Genomic DNA, 19,726 nt, shown 5'->3' with positions numbered 1-19,726 from the left:
GGAGAGGGCAATTCCAAGGTCATTCAGCCGTCTGGCCCTCTCCTCCTCTTCCCCAGGCTCCAGCCCCTCCAGTCTGGCCTGGCGGAGCCTGGCTATCAGCTCCCTCAGGATCAGGGGTGCGATCCGGCGGGGGCAGCTTTTCTCTTAGTGCCTCCAGAAATGGCCGGCACTCTTGGCAGCCGCCGGCAGATGCCTGGACCATCAAATCCAGGTTGAGATGCTGATCCTCAATCCTCGATATGCTCTTCTCCCCACCGGAAAGCCGCTCCAGCCACAATGTCCAGGCAGGGGCGAGCGCCAGCAGCCGCTTCTGCCTCTCCTCGGGAGGGATGGGCCAGTGGCTGCTGGCGTACTCGGCCACAGTGGCATGCCACCGCCAGGCCTGCCCCTCGGGGTCGAAGTCCGCCAGGGCTGCCTCCCTCAGGGCCTGAGGGCCGCCCTTGCCGGCTGCCGCCTTTAAAAGAGTCTCCGGAGCAGCGCCGGCAGGAAATAGGGGCAGAGAGGCCCAGGCATCTCTTCGCTCATCATCGAGGCGATCCTGGCACCACTTATAGACTCTGCCGATCTGGGCGGCAAAATCGCCCTGGCGCCTCATCACATCATCCAGCAGATCCTTCAGGTCTCCCCGCCTCGCCTGGGCCACAATCTTCTCTATCAGCAGAGGATGGCCGTCCACAGAGCAGGCGATTAGCCGGGCGTCGGCCCCGTCCAGGGGAATGCCCTTCTGCCTGGCAAGATAGAGGGCATATCTCTCTGCCTCTGCCCCGGCCAGCCCATGATGCAGAGATATGGACCTGGCCAGGGGCAGATCCTCCAGAGTCTGGCTGGATGGCCGCAGAGCGAGCAGGGCTGCGCTCTCCCCTCCCAGATGGCGCAGAGAATCGCTCAACTGCTCCATCTCCTCCTGGGGGAGGGATTCCAGGTTGTCCAATAGCATGAGGGTGGGATGGCTGGCAGTGTGTATCCGCAGCACCTCCTCCTCCCTGCCTGCGGGAGGGGAAAGCCCCAGACCGCCTGCCAGATCCCTGAGCATTTCGGTAGCAGTGCCGCTTCCGGACCTGGGGCCGCAGGCATATGCCACCCCGCCGGGAAAGCGCCATTGGTTGCGAAGAGCAGCCTGCAGGATCAGGCTGGTCTTGCCGATGCCCGGCGGGCCAAAGAGAACAACGACCGCCGGGGGATGGCTCAAGATCCCTGAGATCTGCACCAGGTCACTCCCCCTGCCCAGAAAGGGACCGATCTGGGCGGAGAGGAGGCTCGCGGCCGCCCGCCGGCGGTCAATCACCGGCTCTCCTCTGTTCAGCATCTCAAAGCGCAGTCCGTCATCCCCCAGCAGCATAACCTCGTGAGTGGTCACCTTTCTGCGGGCTTGATCAACTGCATCCTTCAGAGGAAAGCCGCCGGTAAGCTCTGCATACAGCCGGCCGGCGAAGGCCACCGCCTCAGAGTCGAGGACAGGGCGCTCGTGGCCCACCACCGCCCTGGCCCGTCCGCCATCCAGCAGGGCCTGTGCCACTGAGCGGGCATCGGCGGCGCTCTCACAGCCGTTGAGCACCACCAGGTCCAGGGGCTGGGGAAGACCATTCAGAGCATCCAGTATCTCCCCGGTGCTGGCGGGATGGACCTGGCCGAGATCATCCTCTAAAAGAAGCCCCTCCCTCCAGGCATGGCCGCTGAAGTGGAGGATATGGGGAAAGAGCTCCTGCATCCCCGCCCTGGGGGAGAGAGCAGATCGCAGCGCCTGCAATGTAGGAGGCTGCAGCCGGGCCAGCAGGATGGGAGCATTGCTCTGCCGCACCTCATGAGCCAGGACATGCCACTCCTGGTGCAGATCCAGTGGAATAGGAGGCTGGGCAGGATCTTTTGGGTCAAGGACGGGAGCGGCCAGGAGGGCCAGCACCCGGAGCATACTGGATGGGTCGCGCTCTTCATTCTTTGCCTGCTGGGCCGCCTGAAGCATCACATTCTCTGCCTGAATGATGATGCTCTCTGATCCAGGGGCCGCATTCTCACCGCTGGTTGGGTCCAAGGGCATCCGCTCTCCAGAATTGCAAGTATACTTCCCTTTGATATCTTCAATCTGATGGGCCAGCGCCCGTCCAGATTATGGATAGAGGATGAGATCTGATCTGCCTCTAACTTATCTTTTCGCCCTGTCTGCAATACATCGCCCGCATATTTCAGTGAAGGGCCTTCCTGACCAAATCCCCCCTCTCTCTCAATCTGCTGACAACCTCTTCCCTATTACTCCCCCTGGCCAGGACGGAGATGAAGGGATCGCCCCTTTCCGCTCTCGATCCCGGGCGGGGGACGTCTGCCGTCCAGGGAAAAAGCAGCCTCTCTTTGATCTTCAGAGGGCGGGAGGCGTAGAGGATCGCCCTTCCAGCAGAGCAGATGATGGCGGGCCTTTCGGGCAGCACTCCCCGGAAGGAATTCAGATGAGCCTGGAAGAGATTGACCCCTGTGGCGCACTGCACAGAATCCAGGCTTGCTTGAAAGCGGCAGTTGACCTCCACCACCACCGCCCCTTCCTCAGTGATCAGTAAATCTACCCCGTTGCTGCCCACCAGCCCCAGCCGGGAGACGATGCCCTCCGCCATGCCTGCTATATCGCTCTCAGGGTGAGGCTCCAGGGGGGTGATGTTCCCGCAGTACCGAAAGCCCGCGGCTCCCGTCCAGCTCTCGCCGATGAGCTGCTCATTCGCCGCCAGCGCCCGCGCCTCCTTTCCGTCGCTGATGACCGAGACGCTCGCCGGCCGGCCGGCAACGACCTCCTGATAGATCAGCCCCTCCCCCCAGTCAAGCTCGCTGCGAGTCCTGGCCACTCTGCAGCCCACACCGCCCGCCCCCCGCCTGGGCTTGATCATTACCGGAAAGTCCAGCCCCTCTGCAGAGGCCTCTGTCCTGATGAAGGGAAAGCCATTCCTCTCCAGCCAGCGGGCCTGCCAGAGCTTGTCTGAGATCCTGCGCACCTTATCGGGCGAATTGTCGAAGCGCGGCACCCCCTGACCCTGACCTCCTCCAGCCCCGGCCCAAGGATGATAGCATCAGGGCGAACCCTCTCGATATGCTCAGAGACCGGATCACCTTCTCCCTTTGGCCCCTCCATTCCATCCCTGGACAAGGGCGCCATATCACAGGCGCAGCTCTCCAGGTCCAGGTCGCAGTAGCCATCGACAGCATAGACCTCATGCCCCGCCCGCCAGGCGGAACAGGCGATATGCCGGATGTTGATCCCAATTATCAGAAGCCTCATCGCTCTCAGACTACTGCATTGCTATCTCCATAAGAGGAGGCCGGCCTCTGCGCCCGGGAGCGCTCCGCCTCCGTCCCCATCCTCCTCCTCACCCACGTTGCCCATATCATCCTCCTCACCCTTCTCCTTATCCCCCCCCTCATCCTCTCTCCCTTATCCCCGCCTTCCTCCTTATCCCTGCCCCCTTCCTCCTCATCGAGGCCGTTCTCCGGATACAGGACCTCCTTTCCCCGCGGGGAGGGCACGATCTTCAGGCCTCCCTCAAACTCCCGCGCCAGCTCCTCCCCCTGAAAGAGCCTATCCAGGAATACCGCCAGCGCCGCCACCTCAGAATGGGGCTGATTTCCCACCGCCACATTCCAGTCCGCCAGCTCATACACCTCTGCTGGAACCTTCTCTGCCCCCACCACCACCATGATCTCCTTTCTTCTTCTGATCTCATCGATCACATCGGGCAGATTAGAGCCGTACATGGTGAGATGAACCACCCCTCCCCCTCTCTCCTTCCAGCGCACCATCTCCCCCTTCCATGAGGCATCCGCTGTGAGGCGGAAGTCTCCTCCCCACCGCCTGGCCACATCATCCAGGCTCTCCTCCACGTGGGCGTCGCGACCGCAAAGAAGCATCTCCTCCGCCCCAAAGGCGCGGGCGACCAGGCCCACATGGGTGGTGACCCTCTTGTCCCTCTCCGGCCGATGCCCCAGGCGTAAAACCACTGCTCGCACGGGCGGCAAGAATATGGCCCCTCTTATTTAGAGCCTTCCCGAAGCTATAAATTCCTCTATGACCATCTCACGGGCAATGAATCAGTGTGAGAGATGTCAGGGCCGTGGAGTGCTCAAGATTGGGGAGAAGCCCTGTCCCAACTGCAATGGCAAGGGAACGACCGAGTCCATCTCCCTGGGAGAGGCTTCGGACAATGACATGAAATCTCTGATTGAGAGCGGCTCGGCAACATGCAGCGTCTGTCATGGCAGCGGCAAGATCCCCCTCACCGAGAGCTGCCCTGAATGCCACGGCCTGGGCCGGGAATATCTCTGCGTGGTCTGCGGGACAAAGCTGGAGAGCAAGAAAGAGTTCTGTGAGCGATGCGCCAAAAAGCCGCTGGTTCACATCCTCGATCCGGCCTGCGATATCAGAGACATCTCCGTGGGAGATATCTATCAGGGCAAGGTCTCCGGCCTGGCGAACTTCGGGGCCTTTGTCGATCTGTCCGATTCCGTGCGCGGCCTTGCCCACAATAAGTACCTCAAGAGCCGCCCTGAGGCCGGCGACAGCATCCTGGTGATAGTGAGGAACATCCTTCCCAATGGCAACATCGAGCTGGAGCCGGTGGAGCTGAAGGAGTACAACACTGTGGAGGTGGAAAAGGAGCTTCCTCTCTCCAAGGCAGCAGACCTTCACCGCCTGGTGGGCAAGACGATCATGATCAAAGGAGAGGTGATCCAGGTCAAACAGACCGGCGGCCCGACCATATTCACTCTGGCCGATGACAGCGGCCTGGTCTTCTGCGCCGCCTTCGAGCGGGCCGGGGTGCGGGCTTACTCAGATATCGATAGCGACATGATGGTCCGGGTGATCGGCGAGGCCACACTGCGCAACAACCAGGTCCAGGTGGAGATAAAATCCATGAAACGCCTCTGGGGAGGGGAGGCCTCCCAGGTGAAAGAGCAGATCGAGAAGGCCATCGATCTTCGGGCCGAGCCGGCGCAGACGGAGTTTCTGGTCGAAAGCGAGATCATGGAGAGATTGCGTCCGGCGATGAGGGCGGTGGCCAAAGAGATCCGCCGTGCTATACTCAAGTCCCAGCCAATAGTCGTCCGCCATCATGCTGATGCCGATGGCATCTCCGCTGCAGTGGCCATTGAGATGGCCATCCTCCCTCTGATCGCCGAGGTGGGCGGCCCAGATGCCGAGTACCATAACTACCGCCGCGCCCCCAGCAAAGCCCCCTTCTACGAGCTGGAGGATGTGACCAAGGATCTGACATTCGCTCTGGAGGATCAGAACCGGCACGGCCAGAAGATGCCTCTTATCGTTCTGATGGACAACGGCTCGACTGAAGAGGATGTTCCCGCTATGCGTCTGGCCCAGGTCTACGGCCTGGAGATGCTGGTGGTCGACCATCACCACCCTCACAAGATAGTGGACCAGTTCCTGGTGGCCCATGTCAATCCCGCCCATGCTGGTGGGGACTTCGGCCTGACCACTGGCATGCTGGCCACAGAGATCGCCCGCATGATCCAACCCGGGATTGAGAACAAGATCCTCCATTTCCCTGCCGTATCTGCCGTGGGCGATCGCAGCGAGGCCCCGGAGGCAGAGGAGTACATCCGCCTGGTGGAGGAGCGCTTCTCCAGAGATGATCTGAAGAAGATCGCCCTTGCCCTGGACTTTGAGGCCTTCTGGCAGCGCTTCAATGACGGCCGGGGAATGATAAACGACATCCTATGCCTTGGCCGGCTCGACCGCCATCAAAAAATCGTGGAGCTTTTATGCGAGCAGGCCAATTCTGCCATAGACGAGCAGCTCCGGGCGAGCATGGGCAATGTCAAGAGCACCAAGCTTCCCAATGGCATCATCATGAATGTCCTGGATGTGGAGAACTTCGCCCATAAGTTCACCTTCCCCCCGCCGGGAAAGACCTCTGGCGAGGTGCACGACCGACTATGCCAGAAGTACGATGGAAAACCGGTGGTCACCATAGGTTACGGCCCGGATTTCGCAGTGCTGCGCAGCCGGGGGGTGAGGATGAACATCCCCCAGATGGTCAAGGAGCTGATGGAGGAGATCCCCAATGGAGGGGTCTCAGGGGGAGGCCATCTAGTCGTTGGCTCCATCAAGTTCGTGGGCGGGATGAGAAAAGAGGTCCTGGCGAAGCTGGCAGAGAAGATCGCCGCCTGCCCGGTGGAGGAGGTTCCGGTGGAGGCGCAGGCATTGGGTGCAGAGGCGATGTGACTGCCAACTGAAGATACCATCTGCATCTTCTCCCTTTGATCGTCTCCATTTGATCGTTTTCGTTTGATCGTTTTCGTTTGATAGTTATCATTTGATAGTTATCATTTGATAGTTATCGTTTGATAGTTATCGTTTGCCTCTATTTGCTCTGGGTCATTTGATACTCCCTTTATCTTCAAAGGTCCTCTTCACCAGCCCCATGCCCCTGTCTTTAACATAGCTATGCATGACCTCCTGGAGCATAGCTACAAACTGATCCTGGCTGTAGTTGAGCTGCGAGGCCAGCCGCTCCACCACCGGCTCGATGCTCTTGACCTCATCGCTATTGATGCTTCTCAAGACCACTGCAGATAGAGCCATGAGGCGGAGCCCTTCCCCTATCCTGTCCATCTGCACCGCCAGGGCGCCGAGCTGGAAGAGGGCTCCAGCCTCGCCCGGCTTGTCCTCTAACTCCTGATAGGTGCTCAAGGCCTCGCGGAAATGCTCTGCTGCCTTCTCCTTCTCCCCCGCCTGAGAGAAGATCATTCCCAGGCCGTGCAGGCTGGCAGCAGTGCCTTTGCTGTCGCCCAGCTCCCGGGTGATGGCCAGAGCTTGATCCAGCTCCCCAGCTGCCCGGGCCAGCTCTCCCGTCTCCCGGTCAAGATCAGCCAGATTGAAGAGCAGAACAGCTTCCCCCGACCGGTCGCCCATCTCTCTTGCCAGCTGCAGGGATCTGGCCAGGCTGGGCCGGGCAGAATCGAAATGGCGCCGCATCATATCAATGCCCGCCATCTTCTGCAAAACTGCCGCCTCACCCATCTTATCTCCCAGCTCCTCCAGGATCCGGGCAGCCCTCTCCAGCTTCTCTTTGGCTGCTGAGCCGCTCTTCTGTGCCATATCGATTGAGGCCAGAGCCTGCAGAACTGCTGCCCTCCCCTGCCGGTCATTCCGGCTCAGATAGAATTGCTCCGCTTTATGCAGATTCTCCTCTGCCTGATCGTACTCGCCCTGGCTGAGATTGATCATTCCCAGACCCTGATAGCTGATGGCATTGGGGGCGATATCCAGTGCTCTTCTGTACCACCGGACAGCATTCTCCAGATCCATCTGGTTGGAATAGGCCTGGGCGATCCAGTTCATCGTATCCGGTTCCGGCCCATCCCCCTGCTCTTTCCCCTCTTCCTCCTCCCGCTCTGCTATCTCCCGGTTCAATCTGATCAGCTCGCTGTGGTATCCCCGCCGGTCCAGATAGCTGCTGATCCTGAAGGTCACCCTCCTCGCCTCTGCCAGGTCGCCGCCCTCCAGATAATGTCCCCGCGCCTCCAGGAGGGCATCGAGGCGGAGCAATGATAAGTCCTGGCTGCGACCTGCCTCCGCCATCTCTTCCAGAAATGCTCCCGCCCTCTTATGAGCATCCCTCCTCTCCTCCAGGCTCAGCCCCTCTCGAAGGGCGGCGCGGGCGGAGGAATGAACTGCCCACAGCTCACCGGCCTTATGGCAGAGCGACAGCCCCTCCCAGAGGGGCAGGCTCTCAATTATCCTCTCAGGGCTGCTCATAGCTGCAGCGGCCAATCCCTCCGCGCTCATGGCCACATCATAGACCGCCATCCTCTGCAGTGTAAGAAGCGATTCAGGGCTTAGGCTCTCAAGGAGCCAGGATAGGGGATCGCCCCCGGAGGGCAGACCTTCTGCCAGAGCACTGCGGATCTGCTCCAGCCCAGAGGGATCTCTCTTGTATTGGGCGTAAAGGTCGGCCAGAGCATCAAAAGAGAGCTCACCATTGCGGTATCTTTCGCCTGTCGCCCTATCCTGGAGGACGAACCGCAGGAAGGCCGCCTGGGAGAGCATATCCAGCCTCCAGCTCCTGGCCAGGCGGGGGAGAATGGGAACGTCCGCCGGGGCCTCAGAGCAGGTGATGATCGCCCGGCTGGAACGCAGGCCCTTGACCATTTGCTGAAAAAGCTCGCCCAGATGGGGATCGGAGATCATGCCCGTCCCCTCCTCCAGGCCGAGGTCATCCCAGAGCATGAGGATGCGGTTGGAGCGGAGAAGCTCCATCAGGGCAGCCAGCCTCTCGCCGGCAGACAATGCTGAATCCAAGAGCCCATTCGCTCTCTCCCGCCCCTGAAGCTCACTTGCTGCCGCCAACTGCCGGCCTGCCGCCTCCAATATCCGGGCCGAGGTTATGGGGTTATGGATGCTTCCCCCAAGCGGAATCACAAGATAGCCGGAGGCGGCAAGCATTCTGGCCAGGCGATTGGCAAGAGCGCTCTTTCCTCTGCCAGGCTCGCCAGTGATTATAAGAGTGTTTGATATACCCTGCCTCAGATCGGGATAGAGGCGGTGCAGATCCCGTCTTCTATTGACAAATCCACCTGCATGCCCTTCTGTCATCCCTGGCATAGGGGGAAGCATTTGATATCCTGCCTCTTCCTCCTCTCTCTCCTTGTGGGGATCAAAGAGGCCTCTTGGTTCCCGGACGAGATAGATGAAAGGATATGCCTGTATCGCTCCCTCCTTTCCATCCTCATCTCCTCCCAGGATTTTCTTCAGCATCTCCCGACCCCTGCCCCAAATGGCTTCATGCACCGCCAGGCCCTGTGAAAGCGGGGAGATGATCCCCTGAGGGGCAAAGGAGCCATTCCAGGCCACTGCCACAGACAGATCCTCCGCCAGCCTCTGGCAGAGAAGATCCCGGGCTGGATCGGGCCCCCTTCTCCCCCCGCCGAGGATGATGCACTCCACTCCGCCCCCCTCCAGAGCACGGGCTATCTCCTCTGCCGACCGCATATCGGGCTTGCCTGCAGGATCCATGAAGGCGAAGCCCGCCTCCCTTCCAGAGGCGCCGGCGGAGAGATTTGCCTCCCCAGAGAGATATACCAGGTGAGGCTGGAGGGACTTGATGCTCTCCTTGAGCTCCTCGAAGGATGCGGTCTCTCCTATCTGCAGACGAATGTCCAGTCCCTGCACCGCCCGGAGAAGAGACAGATCCTCCTCCTCAAAATGCTGGGGATCGGTGGATAAAAAGAGCATTCTCAGGGGACCGGCTCTCAGCTCATGAGAGGGAAGGAAGGGGGATGGTTGAGAGGGGACGATTGAGAGGAGGATGGTTGAGAGAGGGATGATTGAGAGGAGGATGGTTGAGAGGAGGATGGTTGAGAGGAGGATGAGGAAGAGGGACGGGCTCTTTGCACCGGCAGGCGGAGAACAGCAAAATCCTTGAATAGGCCCGCGGTTTGAGCCTTGCCATCAGGAAGGAGGAGAAGCTCCCAGGGGAGTTGCAGAACCTCGGGGATGCTCGATGCCACCAGCAGCCGCCCCCCAGATGGGATCTTTGTGCTTATCTGCTGCCATTCAGGCTGAATAAAGAGGCGGAATAGGCTCTCGCCCAGGAGATGAAGATAGCCATTTTTCCCTCTTTCGCCGCCAGCAAATAATGAGGAATACTGAGCAGATATCTCCCTGATCTCCAGAGTCTGGACTGGAGTGAGCCTTCTGCTCATGACCACCTCACCCTCCACTGCTAAATTAAATTCAAAGGCTTTGGTGGCGGCAGTGCCCGTCTCCCAAACCTCAATCAAAATATCCTTTTTCATTTGCTCAACCTCAGCGATTCATCCGTTGGTGGATGTTTGATACCTTCTCATTTTCTGCCCGGGCAGCCTCGTCCCAGGGCTCAAGGCCAAGGTGATTCCCACCAATCCGATGATGTTGGAGCTGCTATCAAAGAGGGAATGCAGGCCGTCTGCGCTCATGCTCAGGGAATTGGTGAGAAGGCCGTAGCTGCCTTTTAGAAGGGCTACTGATAGATTTAGCGTTAATATCATTATCAGAGTACGCCTAACTGTATCATAATAGGCCATCATGCTTGATATAGCCGGATGCGATATATAATTTCTCAGCCACGAGGCTGATGGTTGAATGCCAATCCGTATGGAGGAGCCTTCAACAGTAAAGATCAAGAGATATCAGCACAATCATTTGCTCTGCCTCTTTGCAGATATCTACGCGCGAGATACCTCTACAATTCGAAATATTTAAATAGTAATGAGTGATAATATCTAAATACTGTGATGGTGAAAAAGCAATGGCTATACTGCTAACGGATTTAGGAATGGAGCCGAAGGAAGGAGAAAATATAAAGGGGACGGGCTGGCGTCCTGAGCTTCCTGATTTAAGGGATTATACCCTCCTGAGCAGCGAGGTCGCAGATATTCTCGCCCCCCTCAAGCTTGACAAAGCGGCGGTTTCCACTCTGCCCGCATCGGTTAATCTCGAGAAATGGTGCTCGCCCATTGAGGATCAAGGAGAGCTGGGCTCGTGCACTGCCAATGCTGGCGTGGGGGTCTTTGAGTACTTCGAGAGAAGGGCATTCGGAAACCATATCGACGCCTCCAGGCTGTTCCTTTATAAGGTGACGAGAAACCTGATGCAGGAGACAGGAGATACCGGCGCTTATATCCGTACCACCATGGGGGCAATGGTGTTATTTGGCGTCCCTCCAGAGAGGTACTGGCCATATGATATACCGAAGTTCGATGAAGAGCCCTCTGCCTTCCTCTTCGGTTTTGCAGACAATTACAAAGCCCTCAAGTATGTGAACCTCGACCCACCCAGAACCTCGCCCACAAAGCTTCTTGCCAGCATCAAGACGAATTTGGCTGCGGGCATTCCTGCGATCTTCGGATTCACTGTTTATAACTCGATCAATCAGGCTGCAAAGACCGGCAAGATCCCCTATCCCTGCAAGAATGAAAGGGTCATGGGTGGCCATGCCATCGTCGCCATGGGCTATGATGATAAGATAAAGATCAAGAACAACAATTGTGGCGCAGAGACCACTGGTGCTCTGAGGATCAGAAACTCCTGGGGGGTATCCTGGGGCGATCGTGGATATGGTTGGCTGCCATACGACTATGTCCTGACCGGTCTGGCAGACGACTGGTGGACGCTCATAAAGGGATCCTGGGTCGATTCCGGGCAGTTCGAGTTTGAATAATGGAAAGAACATTTCTTTTTTGTCTTCATCCCTTCTGGTGATCCGATGAATGTGAGACTGAATGAGGATTTTATGCTGTCGCTGGAGTCGAACCCCACTACCGGATATGTCTGGGAGGCGATATTCGATAGCGCCTTTCTGGATCTGAAAAAAAAGGATTTTAAGGCATTTGATGAAAAATCGGTCGGTGCTGGTGGAATGGAGATATTCACCTTCCTTCCGATCAAGGCGGGAAAGACGGAGATCACTATGGTTCGCAAGAGGGCATGGGAGAGCAGCCCCCTGGAGGAGAGATCAATTCCGGTCGAGATCGCAAAATGAAATACAGTCGGAGGGAATGGCATCGAAGATGGCTGAATAAATGAAATGCTGCGCTGGAAAGAGCGCCATTTGAGGAATACCACCCTGGTGGAATACTGACCCTGAGAGACGCTGTTCCTGGAGGTGCCATCCTCGGGATGAGGGGCTCTTAGGCGATCGGTTTAAATATAGTGAGCTTGAACGAAGCTCGGACTGATATTATCTCGGAGGATGTTTATTGGCTAGAAGATCACAGAGAAAGGCTGATAGCAGAAAGGCCAAACAATGGTATAAGATTGTAAGCCCGGAGATGTTCGGCAGAGTTCCCTTTGGGGAGACGATCGCCAACGATCCTGAGAGAATTGTGGGGAGGATCATTGAGACCACCCTGGGAGACCTCACAAACAACTTCTCCAAGCAGAACACCAAGCTCAAGTTCAGAGTGGATCGGGTGGCTGGCGACTCAGCATACACCAAATTCCTGGGCCATGAGATGACCACAGATTATGTGCGCTCACTGGTCAAGAGGAGAACCTCTCGCATCGACACCACAGTAGACGTAACCACCACCGACGGCTACACCGTCCGGATCAAGCCCAGTTGCTTTACAGTGAAGAGGGCCCGGGCCAACCAGGTCAAGTGCATCAGGGATCTCTCAAAGAATGTGGTTGTGGAGAGGTCAAAGAACCTGGACCTGAACCAGCTCATTCAGGATGTTGTGGGTGGAAAGATCTCCCTGGACATTTATAAGGAAGCTAAAATGATCTACCCCCTGAGAAGGGTAGAGGTGCGAAAGACTGAGATCAGGACTGAGCCTGCACTCTCTGGCTCTGGGCCGGTCCCGCCCGCAGCACCATCGGCCTCTTAAACCTGCCAGATCCCATCAAAGCTCACCTGAGTTCACCAATTGGAGCCTTCTGCATCAGCTCGGCGCCTTTCTTGCCATTGGCGAGAGGGGCGCGCGCTGGCCTGAGAATTCGTCATCTGTACCACAGCCAGCATTGCTTTTATTCCAACTATAAAATCTTCTATAGAAAAAAATATAATCTATTAATGCCATCATACATCACATGAAGTTGATCGTCATACTGGTGATTTGCTTTGCCCTTCTCTTTTCAGGATGCATGGAACAGGAGAAAAGCAGTGGCAATGGAAGAGATGCCCTTGCCGGATCCTCGGAGCCGACAGGAGCAGGCAGCCCGGTGAAAATGAAAGTGATCATCACCTCACCTGGCGCTGGACAGATCATCCAAGGCAAAGAGGATATCAGCTTTGATGGTTCTGCTGAGGGCGGTGAAGGAAAGCTGAGCTATGAGTGGAGTTCAAGCATCAATGGAAGGCTCTCCACCAGCCGTTCCTTCAAGTACAATCCCGCAAAGCTGGAGAAGGGCAGGCATGTCATCATCCTCAAGGTGACAGATGAGAGAGGAAGGTCCGGAGAGGGGAGCGTTCAGGTTGAGGTGATGTGAACAGATCCCTTAAGAGCTGATATCTGCCAGCCATCAGAGAGCAGCCCTGGATAGGGATTCCCTGCAATGGCAGGACCCTTTTTCCTCCAGCCCCTGTGCTGCTTGATATATCACCTCCCGGACCTCCTCGCGGCACTTCGCCACCCGCCCAGGGATATCGCTGGCAGAAAAGCCCCCCCTCCCCTTCGATCCGAATTCATTCATATCGGATTCATTCATATCAGATTCCTCCATACCGGATTCCTCCATACCGGATTCCTCCATACCGGATTCCTCCATACCGGCGGCTGGGTTGGTGACAATGCAGATGGAGGCGTAACATAACTCCGCCTCCCGGGCCAAGACCACCTCTGGATATCCGGTCATCCCCACCACATCCCCGAACTGGCGCATCATTCTGATCTGGGCGGGCGACTCCAGATGGGGACCCTCAGCGCAGACATAGACCCCCTCTGAGGTCTTCAGATCAAGCGACTGGGCAGCAGCGAGAAGATGGCCTCTGAGATGGGGGCAATAGGGCTCCCTCAGGTCGATATGCACTGCTCGATCCTCGAAGAATGTGTTGAGCCGGCATTTGGTGAACTCGACAAAGTCATAGGGGAAAAAGATGCTCCCCACAGGCTGGGATGCCATCCCCCCCACGCTGTTGACTGATATGACCCATTTAGCGCCGGTCTTCCTGGCAGCAGAGATGATGGCCCGGTAGTCTATCCTATGGGGCGGCAGGTGTCCAGTGCCATGGCGGGGGATGAAAGCGAGCCTTTGGTTTTTTATCCTGCTGCGGAAGGCAGGAACGGGGCCGTAAGCGGTCTCCACTTCATCGGCTACCCCCTCTAAGGTGAAGCCCACTCCACCGATGACTGCGATTTCTGCATCCATGAGATGAGCTGCTCTTCAAGCTTGAACTACCTTTCCGTATCGGATCTACTCCGGTTACAGCCCCGCCAGCTCGCCAGGATAGAGCCTATATCGGGGGCATGAGGGGAGGGCGGAAGACACCCTTCTCAGTTATCAGGGCAGAGACCAGATCCAGGGGAGTGGCGTCGAATGCCGGATTGTAGACGTCGACCCCCAGGGGGGCGAGGCGCACTCCACCCAATGTGCAGATCTCCTCCGGATCCCGTTCCTCTATGATGATCTCCTCTTCTCCGTTCATCCGGTCGAAGGTGGAAAGGGGTGCAGCCACATAGAAGGGAATCTTATGGTGTTTGGCCAGGACGGCATGATTATATGTCCCGATCTTATTGAAGACCGCATCCCTGGTGATCCGGTCAGCGCCCACGATGACCTTATCGATCCTGGCTTTGCGCATCAGGCTGCCGGACATGCTCTCGCAGATAAGGGTTACAGGTATTCCATCCTCCTTCAGCTCCCAGGCGGTCAGGCGGGAGCCTTGGTGCAGAGGGCGGGTCTCGCAGGCGAATACCTGGACCCTCTTCCCCAATTCTGCTGCAGAGCGCACAACTCCCAGAGCAGTTCCCCAGCCCACGCAGGCCAGCCTTCCGGCATTGCAATGGGTGAGGATGGTCTCTCCATCCTCCAGGAGCTTTGCTCCATTCCGTCCGATGGCATGATTGATGCGAATATCCTCTTCTGCGATCTCTTCTGCCGACCTCAAGGCCCTCTCGCGGATCTCATCGATGCTCTCTCCCTCCGATGCCTCCCGCAGGGCTCTGTCCACCCCCCAGGAGAGGTTGATTGCTGTGGGCCGGGAGCGGCGGATCATATCAGCGGCCACCTCCAGCTCGGCGATCATATCAAAAGCGTTGCCGGCATGGGATCTCTCAGCGGCCAGGGCGATGCTGTAGGCCCCGGCGGCACCCAGAGCCGGGGCACCGCGAACGGACAGGGACTTGATGGCGGCCACCAGTTGCCTTATGCTCTCGATCTTCAGGGGAATGTACCTCTCAGGAAGCTGGGTCTGATCGATAAGCCAGAGGCCTTCGTCCCACCAGATGGTTCTGGGCTCGGTCGAATGCAAAGGAAGTTCACCAATAGATAATAGTCATACTGATATTATTATTTTTTGCTTGACCTGGCTTTGGTGAAGGAGGCGGAAGGGAGCCGGACGGGCGGTTGAGCGGAAGCCATAACTGTCAGTCGGTCTGAGATGACTTTCTGCCCAAAAGCTGCCGGAGACTTTGATTCCGCCGAGATGCAATTATTAAAGACTCATAAAATTAAACTGCACGCGGCCATCCCATCCTAAAGGGATGGGGTATGCTTCGGGCCGCGCGCCCAGGTTGGCCGGATTTCAGAAACAACTGAAGCTCCGGCTTCCTGGATATGATCATAAGAATAATTGCGTATCTGCATTCGATTGCACGATGGCCCTGCTAATCGATCTCAATAAAACATGAAATCCAGGCGAGGGTTCACTTCATCCCCAACCTAAAGGATGGAGAATTCGTGACCCTCCGCGCTCCCGTAGCATTAAATAGCATTAGTGTGTATTGTGGGGAAGCGTACAAAGATGACAGAACTTGATAGTCTTTCATTGGAAAAAAAATTATCTGATCGTTTGGTATCTCTAGTTGATATTGTCTTTGGCGTTGTATTTGGATTGAGTATCCCTACCGTTTTTGGTATCGACACGAATATAACAATTCCTAATAGTTGGGTCAATATCCTTACCATTTCCAATTATATATTTACCATTTCCAATTTCGCCCTATTTGTTGCATACATTTCAATCATACTGAGTTGGATCGGCTATCATAAAACAATGGAGCAATATCCATTTAAGATTGGCATCGGGGGATCGAGGCGGTTCTTCATGGACCTCGCAATCGTATTTTTATATGCAGCACTCATATACACCAGGAGTAATACTTTGCTTTATTTAGCCATTTTTCCAATAATATATTTTTTCTATTGGGCATGGGATGTGATGTTGAACCACGAATATAAAACGCATGTTACATCAACAAGAACCACATTTAAATATTTTATGATATTTTTAATAACCTGTACAATTTATTGGTATATTGGTGCAACATATTCCGTAGCTTGGATCTTCTTGATTGTTACCCTCATATTAAACTTAGCGTTTAGATATGAAAAGGGAACTTGGAGGCATAATTAATTAAAATTATGTCTTATCTTTTATAGCCCACATCCCGCATGTGTAACCTCTAACTCTTGTCAATTTTCCCGATAACGATTTTTCTGCAAAATCGCATAAATGCGATCACTTTGTTTTTGGCCAAAGTTGTATCATATGATAATTATAGTTTTTGTATCTCAAATGACGTCTTGGCATGCTGCGCCCGGGCCAGGGAGGCCTGCCCCAAATGCAGCACCAGGCTTGAGCTTCCCAGCAACTTGCCGAAGGCCAGAGGTCATGAACAGAATTTTTGAGAATCCGACGGCAGCTACGGGATCAAAGGGGAAACAGCTTCTCGCCTTCCGGAGAGTCAGGGACGAGATGGCGGACTGGATAGCTCATACCTTCGGGAGTTGATGCGGGGATATCCTTTGCCCCATCCTATCCGTGTCATCCCTTTTTCGATTGTTTATGCCGCCAGCTTGGCCGGGGAGACGGCAACCATGGCTATTGAATAGTGGGTGCCTGATGGGAAATTGAGATATTGTTCAAGGAACTCAATAGCAAGTATGAGCTAGATGTGGTTCCTGCGACTAATCCGCAAGTGATTGAAGCCTTTTTCTGGATCGCTATACTCACACTGCTTATAAGCAGGCGAATTTATATAATTATACTTGGACTCAATCCCAGGGCAAATGAGGTGCGGTTCACCCAAATAACAATGTGTAGTCCCGAAAACATTTAAGACTACACAGATGTCGGTTTAGCTCTTGATGAATGTGCTCCCAGCATTGTCGCCGCCGCGAGACTGAAGACGAGATTGAGGGGCTCATGAAAAAGGCAAAAGAATCCCGTCTCTAGGCCGGAGGGGAAGAACTACCCATCCCGGAGCCCACAATTAACGTTCGAAGGCGTCCTGAGCTGGCCGAGGCTGTTGATTAGGAGCTTTATCAATGGATAGAAAGTCATTCCGGTTACAGTATATATGAGCTTATGAGCTGGCAAAGTCCATAAGCTGGTCCCATGGCAAAGTCTACTCTTCCGAAAAGCGGCTGGAGCGTGACGGACTGATAAAGATCGAGAAGGACATCAGAAATGGGCGTTCCGTTTCGATAGTGACCTATAAGAAATGGCAGGAATTTTTCACGATCGAGGAATTGGAGGAGATGAAAAAAGCCCGAGTTCATGGACGAGGTCGAGGCAATAGTCAAGGGCAAACGATAGCTTGCCTGAATTGGACAGATCTATCATTCTCCTATCATCATGCTCCTATGGCTCTCTCCATGAAGCTACATCCACTCATAATGCCTCAAAACCTCAGGCACAAACTCGTATAGGAGGCTGTTTTCCGCATACCCGAAGAACAGACATCCTGGGCAGGATCCAGCGATCTCCTCCCTTCCCTTCTTTGAGGCCCGCCATGCCTCCGCTAATCCATCTTTCACATTGGCCAGGGGCTGGCTGTGCACCCGGCAGTTCTCGATGCTTCCGTCGGACGCAACATGGAGGATGATCTCGCTGGCATGACACCTGAACCGGGGCTGCAGATGGGATATCATCTCCAGGTAGGTCAGGGAGTTGATGATCGGTGCACCAGCTCTCTTCAGATCCATCAATCCGTTCACTGCCTCTTCATATCCGGATCGATCCCGAATCCCCAGATCCCTCCAGACGGAGTCAGAGATCCCAGCAGACTCATGCAATGGCTCAAAGGAGATCCAGGTGCCAAGCCTCTCTGCCAGATGGACCAGATCCTCCAGCTCGCTCACATTTTTGCTGCTTATAACACAGTTGATCAGAATCTCGTGGCCCGCCCTCTTTGCCGCCCTGATCCCGGCCAGGATGTTTTCCAGCTCCACCCCCCGCAGCTCTTTGTAGCTCCTGATACCGTCCACAGAGACGGAGAGATAATCAAGATCAGAAAGCTCATCCGCCCTTCTGGCCAGGAGAAGGCCGTTGGTGACCAGGCTGGTGATGAGGCCGCGGGATTTGGCGTATCTTAAAATCCGGGGCAGATCCTCCCGCAGCAGGGGCTCGACGGTCCAGGCATTATAGACTCCAATGCCAAAGGAGCTTGCCTCATCCAGCATCCTGAAGATCTCCTTTTGGCTCATCTCCCCTGCGGGATGCTTCCAGTACTGGCAAAAGGAGCATCTGAGGTTGCAGCGGGCGTTGACCCCATGGGAGAGGACATAGGGCCTTCTTCTGACTCTCATCTGCCACAGAGCCCTGGCCGCCAGCCGGGGGGAGAACGATCTCATGATAATGGTTCTCGGACAAGGGAGCGCTCCAGCCTGGCGAAAACCCTTCCCAAAACCTCATTGATGGTGGGATGGATGATCTGAGAGCTCATTGCAGTTGCCAGGTCCTGGCGGTCGGTGTTCATCAGATATACCACCTGCTGGATCAGCTCCGGAGCGGAGGAGCCGATGATCCTCGCCCCCAGGATCTTTCCTGTCTCCTCCTCCAGGATCATCTTGACAAAGCCCTGTTCCTCAGCCATGGCCACTCCCTTGGCCGAATCGGTATACTTCGCCCTTTCCACCAGCACCTTCAGGCCTTTGGCTGCTGCCTCCTCCTCCTTCATGCCCACACCGGCCACAGTAGGATGGGAGAATACAGCATAAGGAACAGCATGGTAGTCTGCTGCTATCCAGCCGGACTCATCCTTCGCCTGGAGGATGTTGTGGGCCACAGTGCGGGCCTCATAGTTGGCGGTGTGGCGGAACATGTGCTTGCCAGTGGCATCGCCCAGAGCCCAGATGCCCTCCTTGCTGGTCCTCAGGTATTCATCCACCTTGATCCATCCTCCCCGGTCGGTCTCCACCCCTGTCCCCTCTGGATGGAGAAGATCGGAATTGGAGCGGCGGCCAGCGGCAAGGAGGACCTCCTCCCCCTCAAACTGCTTGATCTGGCCATCTTTGGCCTCTCTTGCCGAGACGACCTTGCCTTTCCCGCTTCTCTCGACCATCAGGACCTCATGGCCGGTGAGGACCCGGCAGTAGCGGGAGAGGCTCTCATGCAGCCGTTCTGAGACCTCCGGATCCTCGTTGCCCAGGAGCCGGGGGCCACGCCCCAGGATGGTGACCTCAGTTCCCATGGCAGAGAAGAAGTGGCCGTACTCGCAGCCAATATAGCCTCCTCCAATGATGATCAGGCTTTTGGGGGGCTCTTTCAGCTCCAGAAGAGATACATTGTCCAGATATCCCGATTCCTCCAGGCCGGGGATGGGCGGAACAAGGGAGCGAGAACCGCTGGCGATGACAAACTGGGGGGCGGTGAGGGTCTTCGATCCCACCTTAAGGATATAATCCTCGATGAACTCTGCCTTCTCATTATAATAGGTGAGATTGCTCCTGGAGCTGATGGTCTCTTCCATATGAGCCCGCCCCCCATCCACCACCTGATGCATCCTTCTCATGATCATAGGAAAATCGATTTTATCGATCCTGGCGTGCACCCCCACCGCCCCCGCCTCCTGGATGCTCCTGATCATGTCCGCCGGATGGATGAGCATCTTGGAGGGAATGCAGCCGTTGTTCAGGCAGGTCCCGCCCATCGGGCCCTGGTCTACCAATGCCGTCCTTCTTCCCGCGCGAGCTGCTTGAGCTGCCACCAGTGCCCCAGCGCCCGAGCCGATGACTATGAGATCAAATTTTTCCATGCTGTTCATGATATCGGATACTAAATGGCGCTGATCGCTTAAAAATATGAGCCAA

General features: G+C 56.0%; 15 protein-coding genes and 1 pseudogene. 5 read left to right on the top strand and 11 right to left on the bottom strand.

All coding sequences use genetic code 11. The features are described from left to right. Positions 1-19: 19 nt before the first annotated feature. From IPI63_RS11315 to IPI63_RS11300, 4 genes and pseudogenes are all read right to left on the bottom strand, one after another. Positions 20-2,035, bottom strand: coding sequence for a CHAT domain-containing protein (locus IPI63_RS11315; protein ID WP_292478492.1), 2,016 nt, complete (start codon positions 2,033-2,035; stop codon positions 20-22). A gap of 145 nt (positions 2,036-2,180) precedes the next feature. Next, a complete protein-coding gene (locus IPI63_RS11310; RefSeq protein ID WP_292478656.1) occupies positions 2,181-2,972 on the bottom strand; it encodes an ATP-grasp domain-containing protein in 792 nt (263 codons plus the stop codon). Then, entirely contained in the window at positions 2,867-3,256 is a 390-nt protein-coding gene (locus tag IPI63_RS11305) for a hypothetical protein (protein WP_292478491.1), read from the bottom strand. Before IPI63_RS11305 ends, IPI63_RS11310 begins: the two co-directional genes overlap by 106 nt. 155 nt (positions 3,257-3,411) lie before the next feature. Then, positions 3,412-3,981 (bottom strand): annotated as a pseudogene (locus IPI63_RS11300) (tRNA (cytidine(56)-2'-O)-methyltransferase); the annotation flags it as partial. 76 nt (positions 3,982-4,057) lie between these two features. Between IPI63_RS11300 and IPI63_RS11295 the strand changes: the two are divergent. Next, positions 4,058-6,214 carry a DHH family phosphoesterase gene (locus tag IPI63_RS11295; RefSeq protein ID WP_292478487.1) on the top strand — a complete coding sequence of 719 codons (2,157 nt, stop codon included), beginning with the start codon at positions 4,058-4,060 and terminating at the stop codon, positions 6,212-6,214. Positions 6,215-6,367: 153 nt separating this feature from the next. Here the strand turns inward: IPI63_RS11295 and IPI63_RS11290 are convergent, their stop codons facing one another. From IPI63_RS11290 to IPI63_RS11280, 3 genes are read right to left on the bottom strand one after another with little or no spacing between them, the layout of a single operon-like run. After that, the gene (locus IPI63_RS11290) at positions 6,368-9,226 is read right to left on the bottom strand and encodes a lipopolysaccharide assembly protein LapB (RefSeq protein WP_292478486.1); all 2,859 of its coding nucleotides are present in this window, start codon (positions 9,224-9,226) and stop codon (positions 6,368-6,370) included. A 17-nt stretch (positions 9,227-9,243) separates the two neighbouring features. Beyond that, positions 9,244-9,789: a hypothetical protein gene (locus IPI63_RS11285; RefSeq protein WP_292478484.1), complete on the bottom strand. Its 546-nt coding sequence runs from the start codon at positions 9,787-9,789 to the stop codon at positions 9,244-9,246. 18 nt (positions 9,790-9,807) lie between these two features. Beyond that, positions 9,808-10,020, bottom strand: coding sequence for a cation transporter (locus IPI63_RS11280; protein WP_292478483.1), 213 nt, complete (start codon positions 10,018-10,020; stop codon positions 9,808-9,810). A 260-nt stretch (positions 10,021-10,280) separates the two neighbouring features. Between IPI63_RS11280 and IPI63_RS11275 the strand changes: the two genes are divergently transcribed. The 4 genes from IPI63_RS11275 (at position 10,281) to IPI63_RS11260 (ending at position 12,961) form a co-directional block, all read left to right on the top strand. After that, positions 10,281-11,192 carry a C1 family peptidase gene (locus tag IPI63_RS11275; protein WP_214065120.1) on the top strand — a complete coding sequence of 304 codons (912 nt, stop codon included), beginning with the start codon at positions 10,281-10,283 and terminating at the stop codon, positions 11,190-11,192. Between the two features lie 45 nt (positions 11,193-11,237). Further along, entirely contained in the window at positions 11,238-11,513 is a 276-nt protein-coding gene (locus IPI63_RS11270; RefSeq protein WP_292478481.1) for a protease inhibitor I42 family protein, read from the top strand. A gap of 217 nt (positions 11,514-11,730) precedes the next feature. Continuing rightward, positions 11,731-12,360: a 30S ribosomal protein S3ae gene (locus IPI63_RS11265; protein ID WP_214065122.1), complete on the top strand. Its 630-nt coding sequence runs from the start codon at positions 11,731-11,733 to the stop codon at positions 12,358-12,360. Between the two features lie 202 nt (positions 12,361-12,562). Then, entirely contained in the window at positions 12,563-12,961 is a 399-nt protein-coding gene (locus IPI63_RS11260) for a PKD domain-containing protein (RefSeq protein WP_292478479.1), read from the top strand. A 33-nt stretch (positions 12,962-12,994) separates the two neighbouring features. Here IPI63_RS11260 and IPI63_RS11255 read toward each other — a convergent pair whose 3' ends face one another. From IPI63_RS11255 to IPI63_RS11235, 4 genes are all read right to left on the bottom strand, one after another. Next, a complete protein-coding gene (locus IPI63_RS11255; protein ID WP_292478478.1) occupies positions 12,995-13,840 on the bottom strand; it encodes an MTAP family purine nucleoside phosphorylase in 846 nt (281 codons plus the stop codon). Between the two features lie 85 nt (positions 13,841-13,925). Continuing rightward, positions 13,926-14,942, bottom strand: coding sequence for an S-methyl-5-thioribose-1-phosphate isomerase (mtnA, locus tag IPI63_RS11250; protein WP_214065125.1), 1,017 nt, complete (start codon positions 14,940-14,942; stop codon positions 13,926-13,928). A gap of 2,354 nt (positions 14,943-17,296) precedes the next feature. After that, positions 17,297-18,268, bottom strand: coding sequence for a radical SAM protein (locus IPI63_RS11240; protein WP_292478475.1), 972 nt, complete (start codon positions 18,266-18,268; stop codon positions 17,297-17,299). Then, positions 18,265-19,671, bottom strand: a complete 1,407-nt coding sequence (locus IPI63_RS11235; RefSeq protein ID WP_292478473.1) for a dihydrolipoyl dehydrogenase — start codon at positions 19,669-19,671, stop codon at positions 18,265-18,267. The genes IPI63_RS11240 and IPI63_RS11235 overlap by 4 nt, the downstream gene beginning before the upstream one ends. Between the last annotated feature and the right edge of the window lie 55 nt (positions 19,672-19,726).

The organism is Methanothrix sp. (assembly GCF_016706325.1).
Classification (GTDB): Archaea; Halobacteriota; Methanosarcinia; order Methanotrichales; family Methanotrichaceae; genus Methanothrix.
This window is presented reverse-complemented; position numbering and strand designations above follow the sequence as displayed.